The 19379-nt window shown below is 43.1% G+C and carries 18 protein-coding genes; 6 read left to right on the top strand and 12 right to left on the bottom strand.

Translation table 11 applies throughout. From position 1 onward, the window contains the following. Positions 1-18: 18 nt before the first annotated feature. Together I3B46_RS01490 and I3B46_RS01485 are read right to left on the bottom strand one after the other, a co-directional pair. The gene (locus I3B46_RS01490) at positions 19-1014 is read right to left on the bottom strand and encodes a serine/threonine protein kinase (RefSeq protein WP_104873048.1); all 996 of its coding nucleotides are present in this window, start codon (positions 1012-1014) and stop codon (positions 19-21) included. 6 nt (positions 1015-1020) lie between these two features. Next, a complete protein-coding gene (locus I3B46_RS01485) occupies positions 1021-1290 on the bottom strand; it encodes a YihD family protein (RefSeq protein WP_004923794.1) in 270 nt (89 codons plus the stop codon). A gap of 215 nt (positions 1291-1505) precedes the next feature. On the opposite strand from I3B46_RS01485, the gene mobA reads away from it, so the two are divergent. Together mobA and mobB are read left to right on the top strand one after the other, a co-directional pair. Continuing rightward, positions 1506-2093, top strand: coding sequence for a molybdenum cofactor guanylyltransferase MobA (mobA, locus tag I3B46_RS01480; RefSeq protein WP_104873049.1), 588 nt, complete (start codon positions 1506-1508; stop codon positions 2091-2093). A gap of 2 nt (positions 2094-2095) precedes the next feature. Beyond that, entirely contained in the window at positions 2096-2617 is a 522-nt protein-coding gene (mobB, locus tag I3B46_RS01475) for a molybdopterin-guanine dinucleotide biosynthesis protein MobB (RefSeq protein WP_104873050.1), read from the top strand. Positions 2618-2911: 294 nt separating this feature from the next. Here the strand turns inward: mobB and gorA are convergent, their stop codons facing one another. Beyond that, on the bottom strand, positions 2912-4264 hold the full coding sequence (gorA, locus tag I3B46_RS01470) for a glutathione-disulfide reductase (protein WP_104873051.1): 1353 nt from the start codon (positions 4262-4264) through the stop codon (positions 2912-2914). A 120-nt stretch (positions 4265-4384) separates the two neighbouring features. Then, positions 4385-5227: a 23S rRNA (adenine(2030)-N(6))-methyltransferase RlmJ gene (locus tag I3B46_RS01465; RefSeq protein WP_104873052.1), complete on the bottom strand. Its 843-nt coding sequence runs from the start codon at positions 5225-5227 to the stop codon at positions 4385-4387. Positions 5228-5462: 235 nt separating this feature from the next. Here I3B46_RS01465 and I3B46_RS01460 point away from each other — a divergent pair, with 235 nt between their 5' ends. Both I3B46_RS01460 and yhjD read left to right on the top strand, forming a co-directional pair. After that, positions 5463-5864, top strand: a complete 402-nt coding sequence (locus tag I3B46_RS01460) for a DUF1090 domain-containing protein (RefSeq protein WP_004923780.1) — start codon at positions 5463-5465, stop codon at positions 5862-5864. 176 nt (positions 5865-6040) lie between these two features. Next, positions 6041-7036: an inner membrane protein YhjD gene (gene yhjD, locus I3B46_RS01455; RefSeq protein WP_014656980.1), complete on the top strand. Its 996-nt coding sequence runs from the start codon at positions 6041-6043 to the stop codon at positions 7034-7036. A gap of 73 nt (positions 7037-7109) precedes the next feature. On the opposite strand, the gene I3B46_RS01450 is transcribed toward yhjD, so the two are convergent. Further along, positions 7110-8171: an NAD(P)H-dependent flavin oxidoreductase gene (locus I3B46_RS01450; RefSeq protein ID WP_163761901.1), complete on the bottom strand. Its 1062-nt coding sequence runs from the start codon at positions 8169-8171 to the stop codon at positions 7110-7112. Positions 8172-8256: 85 nt separating this feature from the next. Here I3B46_RS01450 and I3B46_RS01445 point away from each other — a divergent pair, with 85 nt between their 5' ends. Next, positions 8257-9138: a LysR family transcriptional regulator gene (locus I3B46_RS01445; RefSeq protein ID WP_071599670.1), complete on the top strand. Its 882-nt coding sequence runs from the start codon at positions 8257-8259 to the stop codon at positions 9136-9138. Between the two features lie 106 nt (positions 9139-9244). Next, positions 9245-10249 (top strand): serine hydrolase domain-containing protein, encoded by a 1005-nt coding sequence (locus tag I3B46_RS01440; protein WP_004923765.1) that lies wholly within the window; start codon positions 9245-9247, stop codon positions 10247-10249. A 55-nt stretch (positions 10250-10304) separates the two neighbouring features. On the opposite strand, the gene I3B46_RS01435 is transcribed toward I3B46_RS01440, so the two are convergent. The 7 genes from I3B46_RS01435 to dppA all read right to left on the bottom strand — a co-directional run bounded on the left by I3B46_RS01435 (position 10305) and on the right by dppA (position 18761). Beyond that, positions 10305-11783 (bottom strand): M16 family metallopeptidase, encoded by a 1479-nt coding sequence (locus I3B46_RS01435; RefSeq protein ID WP_014656983.1) that lies wholly within the window; start codon positions 11781-11783, stop codon positions 10305-10307. A 169-nt stretch (positions 11784-11952) separates the two neighbouring features. Next, complete coding sequence (locus I3B46_RS01430; protein ID WP_076914632.1) at positions 11953-12648, bottom strand: HAMP domain-containing protein; 696 nt, start codon at positions 12646-12648, stop codon at positions 11953-11955. Between the two features lie 399 nt (positions 12649-13047). Beyond that, a complete protein-coding gene (gene dppF / locus I3B46_RS01425) occupies positions 13048-14052 on the bottom strand; it encodes a dipeptide ABC transporter ATP-binding subunit DppF (RefSeq protein ID WP_004923755.1) in 1005 nt (334 codons plus the stop codon). Then, on the bottom strand, positions 14049-15029 hold the full coding sequence (gene dppD, locus I3B46_RS01420) for a dipeptide ABC transporter ATP-binding protein (RefSeq protein WP_163761900.1): 981 nt from the start codon (positions 15027-15029) through the stop codon (positions 14049-14051). The genes dppF and dppD overlap by 4 nt, the downstream gene beginning before the upstream one ends. A gap of 12 nt (positions 15030-15041) precedes the next feature. Beyond that, a complete protein-coding gene (dppC, locus tag I3B46_RS01415; protein ID WP_004923748.1) occupies positions 15042-15944 on the bottom strand; it encodes a dipeptide ABC transporter permease DppC in 903 nt (300 codons plus the stop codon). A gap of 11 nt (positions 15945-15955) precedes the next feature. Then, a complete protein-coding gene (gene dppB / locus I3B46_RS01410) occupies positions 15956-16975 on the bottom strand; it encodes a dipeptide ABC transporter permease DppB (RefSeq protein ID WP_040132698.1) in 1020 nt (339 codons plus the stop codon). 178 nt (positions 16976-17153) lie between these two features. Next, positions 17154-18761 (bottom strand): dipeptide ABC transporter periplasmic-binding protein DppA, encoded by a 1608-nt coding sequence (dppA, locus tag I3B46_RS01405; protein ID WP_014656985.1) that lies wholly within the window; start codon positions 18759-18761, stop codon positions 17154-17156. Positions 18762-19379: the final 618 nt, after the last annotated feature.

The following is a 19379-nucleotide window of genomic DNA, read 5'->3' as shown; positions in this document are numbered from 1 at the left end:
AAAAATACCACTTATTTATTAAAATTGAGGGTTTAACTGCAAAGGGGCTTCCTGCAATCGTTCAATTTGCTGAGCAAATTCGACGGATTGTTTTTGCCAAAAATCATCATCCTGCAACCATGAAAATGCTCTTGGAAAAGCGGGATCTTGCCAGCGGCGAATAATCCATCCTAAGTAATGAACCATTCTCATGGCTCTCAGTGGCTCGATTAATTTGAGCTCTTTTACATCAAAGTCACAAAACTCATTATAGGCTTCTAACAGCGTATCTAGTTGGATTAATTGATCCTGACGCGAGCCATTTAATAGCATCCACAAATCTTGTACCGCTGGGCCATTACGCGCATCATCAAAGTCCACCAGCCAAGCCTCATCACGCCACAAAATATTACCGGGATGGCAATCCCCCTGTAAACGTATTGGTGATGAGATAGTTGGCCAATACTGCTTCACTTGCGTAATCAATCTATCGAGTGATTCAATAATGGAAGCCTGCCACCTTGGAGCGATCAATTCACTTTGTACGATAATTTGGCGAGGTTGCTCAAGATACTCAGCAACACTCAGTGTTGGGCGAAAAACAAACGTTTCTTTCTTACCAATTTGGTGAATACGGCCTAATAAGCGCCCGACGTCTTCAAGCTGAAATAAATTATCGGTTTCATACTGGCGACCACCAATACTTGGAAAAACAGCAAAGATGAAACCACCAAATTCCAGCACGGTTTGCCCTGCAAACTCCAGTGGCGCAGCCACAGATAAACCCGCGTCTTGCAATTCTAATGTGAAATCATGCTCTTCTTGAATTTGTGACCGGCTCCAACGCTCGGGGCGATAGAATTTCACGACAAAGCGTTTTCGGTTTTCATCCTGAAACTGATAAACCCGATTCTCATAGCTATTTAGCTCTGTTAATCCTGATTCAGGGTAAATGCCCGCTTCCATCAACGCATCAAGGATCAAATCAGGGGAAATCCCACTAAAGTGAAAATGAGAGTGTTCGATATTATTCATCTCTGATTAATCTTTTATGATGCCGCGAGCGCGCAATAACGCGGTTTTAAAGTCTTCTTCATAATCTTTTTTCAAGCCCGGTATCGCTTCATCACTGCTTTTTCCACGCATTTTCAGGTGATATATCAACACATCATCTGTTAGCTCAGACAATGGTCCTTTAAAACCTGCCTCATCGGCCAGCTTTTGTAGTAATTCCACTAAGTTTAAGTCTGAGTTGTCTTTCCATACAGGATGCAGCAGCTCAATAACTTCATTTAAGCGATGGCATTTCATGTTTATTCCTTCATCACGAATATTCGGGCTAAATTAATTGCTATCATACAAGAGAAAAAGCGAATTGATGTCAATCTAAGTAAAGTTTAACTTTAATTCGCATGAACATTCGTTGATTTTATAGGAAAATAGAATAAATTTTGGCAAATACTATAACGAAATTTATTTTCGAACATGTTGAAACCTTTTATTGAAGATAGTCAGGAAAATTGAATATGTTAGATACGCAGTCAATTACGGGTGTCATACTCGCAGGCGGTTTAGGTCGGCGTATGGGGGGCGAAGATAAAGGCTTGGTACCTTTACTCGGTAAGCCACTGTATCAACATATTATTGAACGCCTAATCCCACAGGTAGGCACGCTGATTATCAATGCTAATCGCAACCAAGAGCGCTACCAACAAAGTGGATTTACCGTCATCTCTGACCTCAATCATGATTTTGCAGGGCCACTAGCAGGCATGCAAGCAGGGTTACATCATGCAGCCACAGAGTGGGTACTGTTTGTGCCTTGTGATGTACCTGCTTTTCCACTCACACTTGCAGCAACCATGTTTCAACACAAAGGTGATAGCTTGGCTTGTTATGCCAATGATACTGAACGTGACCACCCAACTTTTGCCTTACTCCATCGTTCATTAGCCCCCTCATTGGATGAGTACCTTGTAAAAGGAGAGCGCAAATTAATGTTTTTTATGCGGGAAATAGCAGCGAAATGTGTGATTTTCCCTCCACAATTAGGCTCTTTTGCTAATTTAAATACCCCTGAAGATAGCCTCAACTGGGAGCAACAACAAAAATAATCATGAAACAAAAATCTCTACCTCTACTCGGCATCACCGCCTATAGTGGCACCGGCAAAACCACACTATTAAAAAAAGTGATCCCATTATTACGGCAACGCAATGTTCGCGTCGGTTTAGTCAAACATACACATCACGATATGGATGTCGATAAACCCGGCAAGGACAGTTATGAATTACGTAAAGCGGGCGCTGATCAAACACTTGTCGCCAGCCAAAAGCGCTGGGCGCTGATGACCGAAACCCCAGCTCAAGATGACGAATTAGACCTGCATTATTTGGCGGGCCGTTTTGATCCTAGCTCCCTCGATCTGATTTTAGTCGAAGGGTTTAAGCATGAGACGATCGATAAGATCGCGCTGTTTAGATCGGAAGTGGGTAAACCATTAGATGGCTTAATTGACCAACATGTGATCGCCGTCGCCAGCAATCAAATTATTGATACCACCTTGCCACAATTAGATATCAATAACCCAGAACAAATCGCTGATTATATTGTGTCTTGGTGGCAAAAAAGCCAATAGCCCCCTGCCGCTGGATTTTGGGTGCATTAAAAACAGGGAATCAATATGTTAAAAATGGAAACAGTGCGACTCAATAGTATAGCGGGAGCTATTAGGCATGACACAACGGGATTTAGCCAATAAGTAGAGGCACGGTGAATACGATCCATAAAATAGTATCAGCATAGCCCCTACGCTCAGGTATTTCACTGGCAATGATTTAAATGGATTCGTCGGAGTTTAGTTATTTGGAGTGAAATGTCTGAGGCTGAACGGATAACGTTCAGCCTTTTTAACGTGTTGTGACGGTGACTCTTAACGCATTGTCACAAATTCTTCTGCCGCTGTTGGGTGGATAGCCACAGTATTATCGAAATCTTTCTTCGTTGCCCCCATCTTCAGTGCAACGGCAAAGCCTTGTAAGATTTCATCCATACCAAAGCCAATACCATGAATACCAACAATTTTCTCATCCGTTCCCACACACACCAATTTCATACGGCATGGCTGACGATGAGAAGTGACCGCGGTATACATCGCTGTAAATGAAGATTTATAACATTTAACCTGATCCGCCCCGTATTTTTCGATTGCTTCAGGCTCCGTCAAACCAACGGTACCAATAGGTGGATGGCTAAACACAACGGTTGGAATATTACTGTAATCTAAGTGTTCATCTGGCTTATTATTAAATAAACGTTCAGATAGACGACGACCCGCAGCAACCGCAACTGGTGTTAACTCAACAGCCCCCGTGTTATCACCTACCGCATACACACCCGCGACGTTGGTGTTTTGGTATTTATCGACTTTGATATAACCTTTTTCATTCAGCTCAACACCCGCTGCTTCAATATTCAGGTTATCAGTCATTGGTTCACGGCCAATCGCCCAAATCAATGCATCGACAGTTTGTTCTTTGCCATTTTCCAATTTCAGCGTCAAAGAACCATCGGCATTTTTGACGACCTCTTTTGGTACAGATTCTGTATGCAGAGTTGGACCTTCGGTATTCATCACCTCAACCAAAGTTTCAACAATCAGAGGGTCAAACGAACGTAGCGGAGCATGTTTACGGACAAATAGATGAGCCTCACTGCCTAGACCATTTAAGACACCCGCCAATTCAACCGCAATATAACCAGCACCAACAACCGCAACACGTTTTGGTAAATCTTCAAGCTCAAAGAAGCCGTCCGATGTCATGCCATATTCTGCACCAGAAATGGCAGGGATCACTGGGCGACCACCTGTTGCAATTAAAATATGATCAGCGGTATAAATTTCACCATCGACTTCAACAGTATGTGCATCGACAAAACGAGCAAACCCCTTGATCACATCGACCTTGTTATTACCTAATACACGGTCATAAGATTGATGGATACGATCAATATAAGCAGTACGACTTGCAATTAAGGTTTTCCAATCAAAACGGTTAATTGTGGTATCAAAACCATAGTCAGGGCCATAAGCACGGATCGCCTCAGAGATTTGTGCGGCATGCCACATCACTTTCTTCGGTACACATCCCACGTTCACACAGGTTCCACCTAACGCTTTCGCTTCAATTAGGGCACACTTTTGTCCATACATTGCCGCTCGGTTCATAGAAGCAATACCGCCACTTCCGCCACCAATCGCAATATAGTCGTAATGTTTGCTCATAACTTGGTTATTCCCATTTTTGATTAATTAAAAAGCTAATACTTACTATTATGCTATTTATCAATTTGATCACAATAGCAATAAAAGATAGGTATCTCCTCTTAATGAAATAGAGGCTGCCTATTCAGGCACAATCCACTCGACTAAGGTATGCCCTGTTCCTTCTGGAACGAGGGTTTTGTGTAGCCAAGGGAGCACTTTTTGCATCTGCTGCTCTAATTTCCATGGTGGATTGATCACAATCATACCTGATGCCGTCATGCCTCGTTGATCGCTATCAGGACGTACAGCTAATTCAATTTGCAATATTTTACGGATCCCAGTCGCTTCCAATTGACTGATCATGCGCTTAATTTGTTGTCTCAATACAACAGGATACCAGATCGCATACGTTCCCGTCGCAAAGCGTTTATAGCCTTCGACGATCCCCTTCACGACAGCTTCATAATCAGATTTCAGCTCATAAGGCGGATCAATCAACATAAAACCGCGACGGCTTGGTGGCGGTAATTTCGCTTTCAGTTGTTGATAACCATCGTCTTTGGACACCTGAGCACGGTGATCGCGAGAAAATTCTGCACGCAATAACGGGTAATCAGTAGGATGCAACTCAGTGAGCACCAATTTGTCTTGCTCACGCAATAAATGCTTCGCTAATAGCGGCGAACCAGGGTAATAACGTAACCGCCCATTTTCATTCATGCGACGGACAATATTCATATAAGGAAGCAATTCCTCTGGTAAGTCCGGCTGTTCCCAAATGCGCGCAATCCCTTGTAGATATTCACCTGTTTTTTCTGCATGTTCACTGGTTAACTGATAGCGACCAGCCCCCGAGTGCGTATCCACATACAGGAAAGGTTTTTCTTTCTCTTTAAGAGATTCAATAATAAGGCTTTGAACAGTGTGTTTTAACACATCTGCATGGTTGCCTGCATGAAAACTATGGCGGTAACTTAACATGACACTTTTCTTTCCTGAGGAAATTCAACACTAGCCAAATATGACTATTATCAAATAGATTCTTTAAAGACAGCCTGTAAAATAAAACATAGACCGAATGATTTGTTCTGATTCTGAACCATTATAGCCAAATTTCGTTAAAATTAGCACTATTCCTAATTTGACAAAACGGCATGACTTCAACATGATAAAAAGCTATCCTAAACAAAATTAAAATATAATTAAGGACAAAAAAATGCATAAATCACTCATGACAACGATAACAGCGGTTTTACTTTTAGCAGGGACTTCGGCAACGGCAGGAAATAAACAAAATGGCTGTGAAATTAAAAAGCAGAAAATTGAAACTCAAATAAAATACGCCAAAAAACACGGTAACACTTACCGTGTTGCAGGTTTGCAAAGGGCTCTTGATAACGTTAATACCTATTGCACGCCGACATCGCTTTACCGTGACAGCCAAAAAAATGTGGCTGAAAAACGAGAAAAAGTACAAGAAAGAGAAGCTGAATTATTGGAAGCAAAACAAAAAGGAAATAGCGATAAAATCGCAAAGCGCGAACGTAAGCTAAAAGAGGCTCAAGAAGAGCTAAAAGAAGCACAAGCGGAGTTAGAGCTCTATAAAACAGGCCTATAAATTCTTCGTAACCTTCTATTTTTCCGACCAAATTCAGTCCTCATTTGCAATGAAATAACCGACCTTAAAGCCTATTTTGTAGATAAAAATGGGCTTTAAGGTGAAGAATTTTGCAAATTTACGCTATAGTATGGTGAAAATTAAGTAAAATTAGATACGGAGTCAAAGGGGAACGAATGTCGAATATGCATGAAGAAGAGCAAAAAGACGCCAGTAAATTAAAATCAAAGCTCAATAAAAGCATCGATAACAGTAAAAAAGCACTGACATTTTCTATGCGAGTAGTGAATTTTATTTGTGCAATTCCTTTTATTGCACACCTTATTCGTACTGCTCAACGATTCACTGATCGTATGGGGAACCAGTTCGGTGCTGCGATTACCTATTTTTCGTTTCTTTCTTTAATCCCTGTATTAATGTTTACCTTTGCAGCAGCGGGTTTTGTATTAGCCAGTAACCCAGAATTACTTGAACGGCTAGTTCGCGGTATTTCTGCCAGCATCAGTGACCCGACATTAGCCAATACATTAGAAAGAACCATTGATACCGCAATCCGCCAGCGGACTACCGTTGGTTTAACCGGTTTGGCATTAGCCGTTTACTCGGGCGTAAACTGGGTTAACAACTTACGATTAGCCATTTTGGCGCAATCACGCCCTGTTTGGGAGCGCAATGAAGATGAACATGAAAAAATTTATTTCCGCTATTTGCGCGATTTTCTATCCTTAATTGGCCTACTTATCGCCTTGATCGTAACAATTACGCTCACCTCTGTCGCAGGCTCCGCTCAAGCAACCATTGTTAGAACGCTTGGCCTAGATAATATCGAATGGTTAAAACCGGCTTGGACTCTGATTGGTCTGACGATTTCAATTATCGCTAACTTCTTGCTGTTCTTATGGATTTTCTGGATTTTACCGCGTATGCAGCACCGCCGCTCTTCCTTATTGAAAGGCACTCTACTCGCGGCTATTGGCTTTGAAGTGATTAAATCAATCATGACTTGGATTTTACCAAACTTAGCCTCATCCCCTTCTGGCGCGGCTTTCGGTTCGGTGCTGGGCTTAATGGCCTTCTTCTACTTCTTTGCTAGATTGACTCTATTTTGTGCTGCGTGGATCGCAACGGATGAGCCAAAGAACGCAAAAGAGAACGAAATTCTCACTTCTTAACGCATTGACAGGGTGGCAAAAGATCCATCATTTGCCACCCTTCAAAATTTCTCACATGTTACAACTTTACACATTATTTCGTCATTTCTGATACAAGCGTCTCTACCAATACGCTCGCTGGCATCTCTCGCGCTTTCAACGCATTTTGGCCCGCCCAATGTGCGGCAAAATCATCACTCCCCATTTTACTTGCTGCTGCATGCAACTGTTTTCCAAGATCATACGCTATCGGGTAATCCGGTATAGCAGGACAATCATCCGCTTGTGTCATACGAATAAATTGGTTCACAATCCCTCTTGCGGGTCGACCAGAGATAGCCGCTGTTAATGCCGTGTCCGCTGCATTTTGGCTTTTCAGCTTATGACGGTAACCTTCATTTGCTGCTGATTCAGGGCACAAAATAAACGCTGTACCAAGTTGAGCCGCCACGGCTCCTTGCTCTAAAGCTGTTTTAATTTCTTGCCCATCCATCAAGCCGCCCGCAGCAATAATCGGTAATTGGCTATTTTTCACTAGTAATTCAACCAAGTGGAATGTTGTTATCGCTTCATCTTCGGCATTAACATCAAACATTCCTCGGTGCCCACCCGCTTCAATGCCTTGAGCGATAATGGCATCAATACCTGCCTGCTCGATCAACTGAGCCTCTCGTAAGCAAGTTGCCGTCGCCATTGTATAGATCCCTTGGGCTTTTAACTGATCAATCACCTGTTTATCCGGAATATTAAAATGGAAACTGACAACTGCTGGCCTCATTTCTAGCAGTAGTGCCAACATGTGAGGATCATCTAAGAATGATGTGTAAACTTGGTTTAATTGCTGAGGTGGCAATACGTTAAACTGAGCTAATTGTTGGGCAAAGTAATGAATCCATGCTTGTTCAATCTCACGATTACGTACGGGGGTAGAATGGCAGAACACATTCACATTAAAAGGTTTGTCTGTTAAAGCATTAGTTTTCTCAATCAATGCTTTAGCTTGAGGTACAGAGCTAGCCCCAAGCCCTAATGAGCCTAGCCCCCCTGCCTCAGAAACTGCCGCAGCCAACTCAGGTATTGAAACGCCCGCCATAGGGGCTTGAATGATTGGGTAACGTAAGCCCAAACGTTGGAGAAATACTTCAGAATGCTCCATTATCTTTCCTTTATCATCAAGTAGGGTTACACTTATTATTCTGTTATTAAGAATAAATATAGCATCATATTCACGAAAAAAGAAAATGAACTCTGAATCCCTAAAAATATTTTGCATGGTCGCAGAAGAACTCAGTATCACACGCGCAGCAATGCGCCTCGGTAGGGTTCCCTCAAATATTACAACGCGTATTCAACAGCTTGAGTCCGATCTGGGAGAGCCGCTGTTTATTCGTCAAGGTAAGCAGATGCAATTGTCAGAAGCCGGCACACGCTTCCTACAATACGCCTATCGTTTACTGGCGTTAGAGCAAGAAGCCCGCCATGTCACGAGTTTAGGCAGAGAAGGAGGACAACTAAGAATAGGTAGCATGGAGAGCACGGCGGCCTGCCGGTTACCTCAACCTTTGGCAGCCTACCACCAACAGCACCCAACAACCCAATTGTCATTATTAACCGGAACCTCACAAGCCCTAATTGAGCAAGTACGTCGTGAACAGTTAGATTGTGCTTTTGTGGCTCTTCCCCAAGATTTGTATGATATTAACCAACTCTGTGATATGGGCATTCAGTCACAAGTCGTTTGGCAGGAGCAGCTAGTCTTATTGCTTCCCGAGCAAGATAAATTAGCAAAGACCGCCTCAGATATTCAAACACGCTCACTTGCTACCTTCGCCCAAGGATGCAGCTACCGCTATATTGCTGAGCAGTGGCTAAATATCCCAAATCAACGAGATTGGCATATTCAGCAACTTAGCTCCTATCATGCGATGGTCGCATGCGTCAGTGCAGGAAGCAGTATCGCGCTACTACCGGCTCAATTATTTCATTCTATGGGGGATGCTTCCTCATTGTTAGCCTCGCTCCCCGTCACAACATGTGATACCTATTTGATTTATCGTACTGGATACCAAGTGCCTGCTTTTACGGCTTTTAAGACATTAATTTTATCGCGTGAGGTTAATTAAAAATTCACCGCCTTTCTGGACACATGGCAAGCTGATTATTCAAGTATGTTATAAGTGAATATGAGCACTCACTCTATCTCTAAAGACCAAATGAGTTGGGAGAAAAATGATAACTACACAATATATTCAGCAGTTAGAAGACTTACCTTGCGGCGTTGTGCTTTACTATCACAACCAAAAAAAGGCGAGTATCAGTACATTTTGTGCTAGAGGAAGCGATCTGGCAGGTCGCCCATTGACGGTTGATACCCCATTACGCATTGCCAGTAACACAAAAACGTTTACCGCAGCAGCCATACTTAGGTTAGTTGAAATGGGGAAATTATCGTTAGATGATGCCATTTCACAACATATCACACCTGAATTTAACCAATTACTGTGTGACAGCTATGCCACCGATCATATCGCTATCCGTCATCTACTCAGCCATAGTAGCGGGCTTTTTGATCATGCAGATGATCACTACCTCAAGCGCGTACTTGCGAAACCGACACACCAGTGGACTCGGTTAGAGCAAATACAGCTCTATGTGCGTAAAAAATTCCCCGTTGTCGCACCTTCAGACACATTTATTTATTCAGATACAGGTTACATACTGTTAGGCGATATCATTGAACGTGTTACGGGCCAATCGTTAGGCCACGCCGTTAGGGGGTTATTAAAATTCAATAAAATTGGATTAGATACCGCTTATTGGGAGTATTTAGAGCAACCTACGACAGATGCACCTCGTGCACGCCAATACCTAAAAGAGATAGAAGGTACACATATTCATGCTTCGATGGATGTGTATGGCGGGGGTGGTTTAATTACCTCATCTCAACAAATGGCTCGATTCCTTGAAGCCTTATTTAATGGCGAAATCTTTGAGAAACCAGAAACTCTACAGACAATGCTGAGTGTAGGTCACCATGTGGGCGCCCAAGAGTACCGATTAGGGTTGATGGCAAGTGTTGTAAATGGCATGACGCTATATTCACACCTTGGTTTTTGGGGATCTGCCGCCTATTACTCACCGGAAACCCAGACAAGTGCAGCCGGCTTTGTCGATGACAGGGATTCCCGAGAAACCTTAATTCGGGTGATTGAAGGGTTACTGACGCAACGTTAAAAAACAACAGGATGAAAAGTAAATAGCCCCTAAGTTGGGGCTATTTAATGACAGATTATTTCGCTGCTTTTGCAGGCTCCGCTTCAATTGCCGGTGTAGGCTCAACCTGTGGCCACAGCACCTTAGTAAATTTCTGGCGGATTTGCTCAGCATCCATCAACTGCTTCTCTTTCGGTTGAACCAACACAAAGGCAGCTTCTTGAGACAATAAACGACGCACTTCCATATTCACTTGATCCAGCGTTTGCCCCGCTAAGAAAGATTGCCTTAGTCGTTGATACTGCTCAGGAGCGATATCAACCACCCCATTTTGTTGAGAGATCAAGCGTTGGCCTGCTAACACATCCGTACTGGTACGAGCATAGGCCGCAAACAATTGTGATAATTGCACCTGTTTTTCATTGAGCATTTCATCAAACAATTCAGGTGAAATCCCATTTTGAACAGCGGTTGATAGCTCATTGAGAACAACATCTGTCACTGCTGCCATTTTTTCTGGCGCTGCTGCAACCGTTAACGTACAGCTAGCCTTCTGATATTGCACTCGGCAATCTAAGTTCGAATTCACTTCATCTTGGTTAAACTTTTGGCTAAAGGTTTTTTGTAATGAACGATAAAGTGCTTCACGGGCTAAATCACTTCCCCAATAGCGCATCAGTACGGCAGAGTCATTAATCGGTTGCCAATCGATATCCCAAATTAGGGATAAGCTATCTTTTGTTTGCTTATCTTGCAGAATGTCGATGGATTGAGGTTTCACCTGCGATAAAACAGCTACCGCAACAGGCTCTGAACGTTTACCTTCTAGTGAAGAGAACGTTTGAGTGATGTAATCAGATAACATGCGTGAATCAACATGACCTGCAACATACAGCGTCATAACATCTGGCGTATACCATTTTTGGTAAAACGAATTCACACTCTCTAAATCTACATTGTCCTTAACCTTTTGCCCTGGGTCATAGCCCATCATTGCAGAGCCTTTCAGACGTGCGCGCCATACAGGATCCGTCGCATCAATAGGCAATGTAGCAACAGGAGCATTTGTCACACTCAGACCATTGTGCAGTGTGGTTTCAGTATAAGTTGCCCCAGCCGCGGAGGTTGCTAACCAGTTGAGTGCTTGTTTGAGAAGCTCTGGCTTATTGTGTGGTAAGCTCAAGCTATAAATTGTGTAGTCATATGAGACGACCGCTGGCGGAATGGGAACATCAGGATCGGTTGCCTGACGCCAAAAATTTTGCAACGTTGCGGTTGGAAATGCTTCTGTTTGATGTAACAGCGCCATTTTAGGGATTAAGTAGCTGTAACCTTTTTCATTTGCTTTTTCTGACAAAGACCCTGTTTTAATGGCCAATCTCAGTTGAATTCGGTCATTAGGACGCTGTGGAGTCTGCAATAGCTGCCAGCTAAAGCCATTTTCAAGCTTTCCTTGCTGCCATGCCGGATCAGGCTGCAATGGCTCAGCACTCGCAAGGCCAGCGACTGACAGTAGCACCACACTAAAGATATACCGAATTTTCAAACCCTGCATGTAAACCCCTATGTATTTTCTATCCTTGTATTTAACCGCAAAAATATGACTGATAAATTAACGAAAAACGCTAATTATAGGGTTAAACGATATGGTTTGGTCTCATACACTGTAAGTGACACCAATTATTAACGATATTAGACCACAAAGCTCGCCACATGTTCATGACTTAGTCTGAATTTTGCTGTTTTCTTTGGCGGTTATAATTCTTCGCCAATAAGCCTATCTCGTCATCCTTATGATAACCTGATACTTTGATGTCTTGATCGCCGCTATCTTGTAATTCTAGCGCAATTTTACGTAATGGCCTGACAATCATTCGACTTACACACCATGTCATCGCAATCGCAATGATCAAAACTAACAACAAATATGTCGTTATCATTAATGCCAACGTGTTGAAGGCGAATCGATAAACACGATTTGAATCAACTTGCAGCGTTAAATACCCTTGGGGTTTCGCCGTCAAGACGGTATTCCCATAGGCATACAAAGGTACTGTCATCTCTACTGGAATACCGGCAAATTTCACCGCCCAACTAGGAATTGGACGGGGTGTCGCAAAGTCTAAATGGATAACGGTCGCCCCATCGACTGTCACAATCGCTTTGCCCATAATACCCGATGTTTTCAAGCTCACGAGTAGCCGTTTAACTTCGTTCAGATCTGAACTTAATAATGATTCAGTCAATGGTTTTTGAATTTGTACAACCGCATTACTAAGCTGATTGAGATAGTCACCTTTTCTTTGCTCAAGTAAGTAACTAAATTGAATTGCCAAAAAAAGGGCGAGTGAGCTTAACGTGATCACAAAAAATACGATCATGCTTTTTAACGTTAGAGAACGTTGCACCCTGTTCTTCATGTTTCCGAAACCTTCTTTATCAAGCTTCTTTTGAATTGAATATTTTTCGCTTTAAAAAGCGGCCCTTTATCAACAAAGTCAGATAAACACCGACTAACATCCCCCCATTAACCCAACATATCACAATATTTTTTACCAATATTGAGAAACTGCAACTGGGCGCGAATCATTATTCAAGCCAAATAATCAATAAGTTTGGGTAGCGCGCCCAAAAAGGTAGGTTTTATGGGGCATTGGATGTCACTGAGTTATTCTCAGTATACTTGATTTTATCAATAAAGGAGCAGTTAAAAGTGAAAGTTTATGTAATTAAGACAAAGGGGGGATTTACGGAAACAACAACAACGTATCACACTGGATAACGGCAGAAAAGCAATATTTCTGCCGTCTTAGTGGGGATTAACTGGCTACAACGCTATTTTTTTCATCTTCATCGACGGCAAAACAGGCAACCAGTTGCCCTCCGTACTCTTTAAGAGCTGGTTGGAATTGCGTGCATTGCCCGAATGCTCGGCGGCAACGAGCTGCAAAAGCGCACCCCGGTGGTGGATTCAGCGGGCTTGGTAACTCTCCCGTCAACTTGATCCTTTCACGCCGTGAATCAGGGTTTAACCTTGGTGTTGCTGATAGCAGTGCTTGAGTATAAGGGTGCAAAGGATTATTAAAGATCTGTTCTTTAGTTCCTTTTTCTACGCAACGCCCCAAATACATCACCATCACTTCATCAGCTATATGTTCAACCACGGATAGATCATGCGAAATGAACACATAAGATAGCCCTAGCTCTTGCTGCAAATCCATCATTAGGTTAAGCACTTGAGCGCGTACGGAAACGTCCAGTGCTGAAACTGGTTCATCAGCAACAACAACATCAGGATCTAACATTAACCCTCGTGCGATTGCGATGCGCTGGCGTTGCCCGCCCGAAAACATATGAGGATAGCGCTCATAATGCTCCGTTTTTAACCCAACCTTAGCCATCATCGATAACACCTTTTCTCTACGCTGCTCTTTAGATAACGAGGTGTTAATCAATAAAGGCTCCTCAAGTATTTGCCCGACTTTTTTACGAGGATTTAAAGAGCCATATGGGTTTTGAAAGACAATTTGAATTTTTTGGCGACGTAGCTTTTCAGCCGCCTTGTCTTTAACCAGTAGGTTTTGGTCTTGATAGTAAAGCTCCCCCTCTGTGGGTTGTTCAATCATGGTCAGTAAACGACCTAGTGTCGATTTACCACACCCAGATTCTCCAACAACGGCGAGTGTTTTTCCTTTTTCTAGCTCAAATGAAACGCCATCGAGAGCTTTGACTAACCTTTCTGCCGAAAATATACCGCTTTTCGCTGAATAATATTTCTTTAAATTAATAGCCTGTAGTAAAGGCTTATGTTGATTTTCACTCATAGTGTCGGCCTCCCCATATCATCCAGCGGCATGTGGCATTTCACCTGCCTATCTCCAACAGAGCGCAATTCAGGCTCCTCAATACGACAACGCTCTGTCGCATAGGGGCAGCGAGGGTTCAACAGACAACCTTGTGGTCGGTCATATTTCCCCGGCACAACGCCCGGTAATGACGCTAACCGAGATTTATTAGTGGCAAACTCAGGCAAGGCACGTAACAGCGCTTGAGTATAGGGATGACGAGGATGTTTAAAGATATCAGAGGCCTTCGCTGATTCCACGACTTGGCCCGCATACATCACAATAATGTGATGTGCCGCTTCAGCAACCAAGGCAAGATCATGGGTGATCAAGACCAAGGCCATATTCTCTTGTTGTTGTAATTCAAGCAATAACTCAATAATTTGTGCTTGGATCGTCACATCAAGTGCGGTCGTCGGTTCGTCTGCAATCAATAACTTAGGCCGACATGCGATCGCCATCGCAATCATGACCCGCTGACTCATCCCACCTGATAGCTGGTGTGGATAAACATCAAGCCGCGATTTCGGGTCAGGGATCCCGACCATCGTCAGTAAATCAATTGCACGTTGTTTACGCGTACTTTTACTACCGCCTTGGTGCACTTTCAGCGCTTCCATTATCTGATAACCCACTGTAAAACAGGGGTTCAGACTGGTCATAGGGTCCTGAAATATCATCGCTACATCGGCACCAACAATTTGCCGACGCTCTTTTTCGGGAATAGACAATAAGTCACGCCCGTCAAATTGCAACGAATTAGCCATCACTTTCCCAGGATAGTCTATCAGCCCCATTATCGCTAAAGAGCTTACCGATTTCCCCGAGCCAGACTCACCCACTATGCCAACAACCTGACCTTTTTCAACGCTATAGTTGATGCGGTCAACGGCACGGAACGGGGTACTTTCATCACCAAAGTGTACCGAGAGTTGTTCTACATTTAACAATGCCATTAGATTACCTCATCACTGCTTGAGTTTTGGATCAAATGCATCACGCAAACCATCACCCATCAGGTTAAACGCTAATACAGTTAACAAGATTGCCAGACCAGGGAAGGTGACGACCCACCACGCACTTTGAGCGAATTGCAGCACGTCAGACAACATTGTGCCCCATTCAGGTGTTGGTGGCTGTGCTCCCATACCAAGGAAACCCAAAGCAGCCATATCTAAGATGGCATTAGAAAAGCCAAGTGATGCTTGAACAATCAACGGTGCCAAGCAGTTCGGTAAAATATTAACAAACATCTGACGCGTAGCACCGGCGCCTGCCACACGTGAAGCGGTGACATAATCGCGATTCACTTCCACCAACACCGCGGCGCGAGTAAGCCGGATATAGTGAGGCAATGCAACGAAGGTCAGTGCAAGTGAGGCATTAACGATTGAAGGGCCAAAGATTGCCACCAATACTAAAGCCAGCAATAAACTCGGTAGGGCTAACATGATGTCAACGATACGCATAATCACAGCATCGACCACACCACCGAAATAGCCTGCAATAACGCCGACCGTCACCCCCATAATCAATGAGAGCACCACCACAAGGCAGCCGACTAACAGAGATAAGCGTGCACCATACATTAAGCGAGATAACAGATCTCGACCAACGTCATCCGTACCTAAGATAAATTGCCAACTTCCGCCGGATTCCCAAACAGGTGGTACCAATAAGAAATCGCGGAACTGCTCATCTGGTGCATGAGGGGCTAAAACACCTGCAAAAATAGCCACTAAGATCATTAAAATGATATATGCCATTCCGGCAACCGCACCTTTATTACGCTTAAAGTAGTGCCAGAATTCTTGGAATGGGGTCATCGGCTTAGGGGCGCTGACAACCGTTGGCTCAGTAGATTGAGACATGTAAGCGCTCCTTATTTTTTATGACGAATACGTGGGTTAACAATGCCGTACAGCAGATCAACCACGAGGTTAACAAAAATAATCAAAGTTGCGACTAATAAAACCCCACCTTGAACCACTGGGTAATCACGACGTTGAAGCCCTTCAATCAGCCAACGACCTAGACCTGGCCACGAAAAAATAGTTTCCGTTAGAATTGCGCCAGCGAGCATAACACCCACTTGTAAACCAATCACGGTGACAACAGGCAGCATCGCATTTCTCAGCGCATGAATAAGAATAACGCGTGCACGACTAACCCCTTTGGCTCGAGCCGTACGAATGTAGTCTTCCCCTAGTACTTCTAGCATCGATGAGCGAGTCATACGGACTATCACCGCCAGAGGTATGGTTCCAAGCACAATGGAAGGAAGTATGAGATGCTCAACCGCATCAATAAAGTTCCCTTCATCCCCCCAAATTAAGGTATCAATCAGCATAAAACCAGTCAGCGGATAGGAGTCATCCAAAAATACACTGTCGCTAACGCGCCCAGATACGGGGGTCAAATCCAACTGCACTGACACCAGCATGATTAACATGATCCCCCACCAGAAAATTGGCATTGAGTAACCTGTTAGGGATAAGCCAATTGCTGTGTGATCGAAAATAGAGCCACGCTTCACTGCGGCTAAAACACCGACAGGGATCCCCACTGAAATTGCAAAAATCATCGCACAGATTGCCAGTTCCATCGTGGCTTTAAAACGGGGGAAAAATTCATCCCAAACCGCTATCCGGCTTTTCAATGAAATCCCTAAGTCACCATGAAATATGCCATTAATATAGTGAAGATATTGTTTCCACAATGGCTGGTCTAAGCCCAATTCAGCCATTAAATAAGCGTGTCGTTCGGGCGATAAGCCTCTTTCACCTGCCATAATCATCACGGGGTCACCCGGGATCATATGCACAAATGCGAACGTGAGTAATGTGATACCGATAAACGTAGGGATAACTAGCCCCAAACGTCGGAGGATAAATTGCAACATATCCTGAATCTCTTTTAATAATGCCTTTGACGGCTCTGAGTCCGTTTGGCTAATCAGAAGAGTGTGACTCTTCTGTCTGCTCACAAAGAACTGAGTTTTCTGTTTCCCTGAAATTCAGAGGTGAAAACGCCCTTCGCTATCAAAAAGATGGCGAAGGGCTGATACAAATTAACAACGATTATTTTTCAATATCGACGTTTTCAAAGTGGTGTTTGCCGAGAGGGTCGACAACATAGCCCTTCACTTCTTTACGGACTGGTTCATATACCGTTGAGTGAGCAATGATCAGGGCTGGTGCTTGTTCATTCATAACAACCTGTGCTTGCTTGTAGAGATCAATACGTTTGTTATGATCTGCTGTCATACGAGCAGGCTGGATCAAGTCTTCAAAGCCTTGATAACACCATTTCGAATAGTTAGAGCCTTGCTCTTTCGCCGCACAGCTAAACAGTGTCGCGAAGAAGTTATCAGGGTCACCATTATCACCGGTCCAACCCATCATTACCGTTTGCGGTTCACCATCTTTAGCACGCTTCAGATATTCGCCCCACTCATAGCTCACTACTTTCGATTTAACACCAATTTTTGCCCAGTCAGCTTGGATCATCTCAGCCATACGGCGCGCATTTGGGTTATATGGACGTTGGACTGGCATTGCCCATAAATCAATTTCGAAACCATTCGGGAACCCGGCCTCAGCCAATAACGCTTTTGCTTTTTCAGGATTATATTCATAATCCTTCACATCATCGTTATAGCCCCACATCGTTGGTGGAATTAAGTTTTTCGCTTTCTGTCCTGCACCTTGATAAACGGCATCGATGATAGCGTCTTTATTCACAGCCATAGATAGCGCTTGGCGCACTTTCTGGTTATCTAGTGGTTTTTTCTCAACGTTGAAAGAGAGATAACCGACGTTCAAGCCTGGTTGCTCCATCAATGTAATATTTTTATCTTGCTTCATGCGTTCCAAGTCTGCCGGATTTGGGTATGGCATAACTTGACACTCATTTTTTTGCAGCTTGGCATAACGGACAGACGCATCAGGTGTAATCGAAAAAACTAAACGATCAATCTTAGGTTTATTACCCCAATACTCTTTGTTGGCTTTATAAAGAATACGTGAATCTTTTTGGTACTGCTGTAGCTCAAATGGGCCTGTTCCAATAGGGTTCAAATCCACTTTTTGCGGTGTGCCCGCTGCTAACATTTTGTCAGCATATTCAGCAGAAAGAATGGAAGCGAAGTCCATTGCCATATCAGCTAAGAAAGGTGACTCTGGGCGAGAGAGTGTGAAACGTACGGTGTAATCATCAACTTTTTCAACTTTATCGATGATTTTATCCATATCCATGCCCATAAAGTACTCATAGCTACCGCCGGAGACTTTGTGGTATGGGTGATTCGCATCTTTCTGACGCATGAAGGTATAAATGACATCATCCGCATTAAAGTCGCGGCTTGGCTTAAATTCTTTATTTGAATGCCATTTTACGCCTTTACGTAAGTGGAAAGTATAAACTTTGCCATCATCGCTTACTTCCCAACTTTCCGCTAAACCTGGCTCTATCTCTGTAGTACCAAGTTTGAACTCAACTAAACGGTTATAGAGTGGAATTGAGCTAGCATCGTAAGTCGTACCGGAAGTAAATAGCTGAGGGTTAAAGCCCTCTGGAGAGCCTTCTGAACAGTAGACTAATGTTTTCGCTTGCACAGAAGCAGAAACTGCAAGTGCTGCAAGTGTTAGCCCAATGGTTAAACCTGTCTTTTTGATTGAGAGCGTCATCTGTATGCTCCTGTGGTGTTCATGTGTTATTTGCTTGATGCCCAAACCCATCCTTGAAATGACAGATAGGGGATCTGTATTTTTTTGTTATTCACTGTGCAATTAATCAACTGTCATCCACTTCGTCAATAGTATCTCTCTTTAAACAGACAACTATCTTATAACATTTTAGAAACATATTAAGAGTGTTCTTAGGTCTTTGTATGGTTATTTAAGTCATATGGCAGACATAATAACCATAAAAATACTACAGGATAGTGTTTTATCTCTGGGTGATTTATTTTTATATTTGTGATTAAGTGCTGAATTACTGAACGAAAATAGTGCAACACCTAAGAGAGTGCGGCATAAAGTTCTGGTGTGTTTAAAACAAATAATTACTTTAGGTTGTTATTATTTTGCTTGTTTTTTATTCATATAAAAAAGTACGGTTCATTAAATTTTAACAATTTATTGATTAGTTAATAACTTCAATAATCGCACGATCTACTTGATTTCATTCTCTCTACGGACCTTCACTATATGACTCTGCTCTCATTCAATGACTCGCCTTTTCCAAAATAAATAATTTACTTTAATATCAATCCATTATAACTATTCACGCCGGAATATCGCTAA

The sequence above is a fragment of the Providencia sp. 2.29 genome, assembly GCF_015832305.1.
GTDB lineage: Bacteria > Pseudomonadota > Gammaproteobacteria > Enterobacterales > Enterobacteriaceae > Providencia > Providencia stuartii.
Note: the sequence above shows the minus strand (reverse complement) of the source record. Positions and strands in the feature narration are given on the sequence as shown.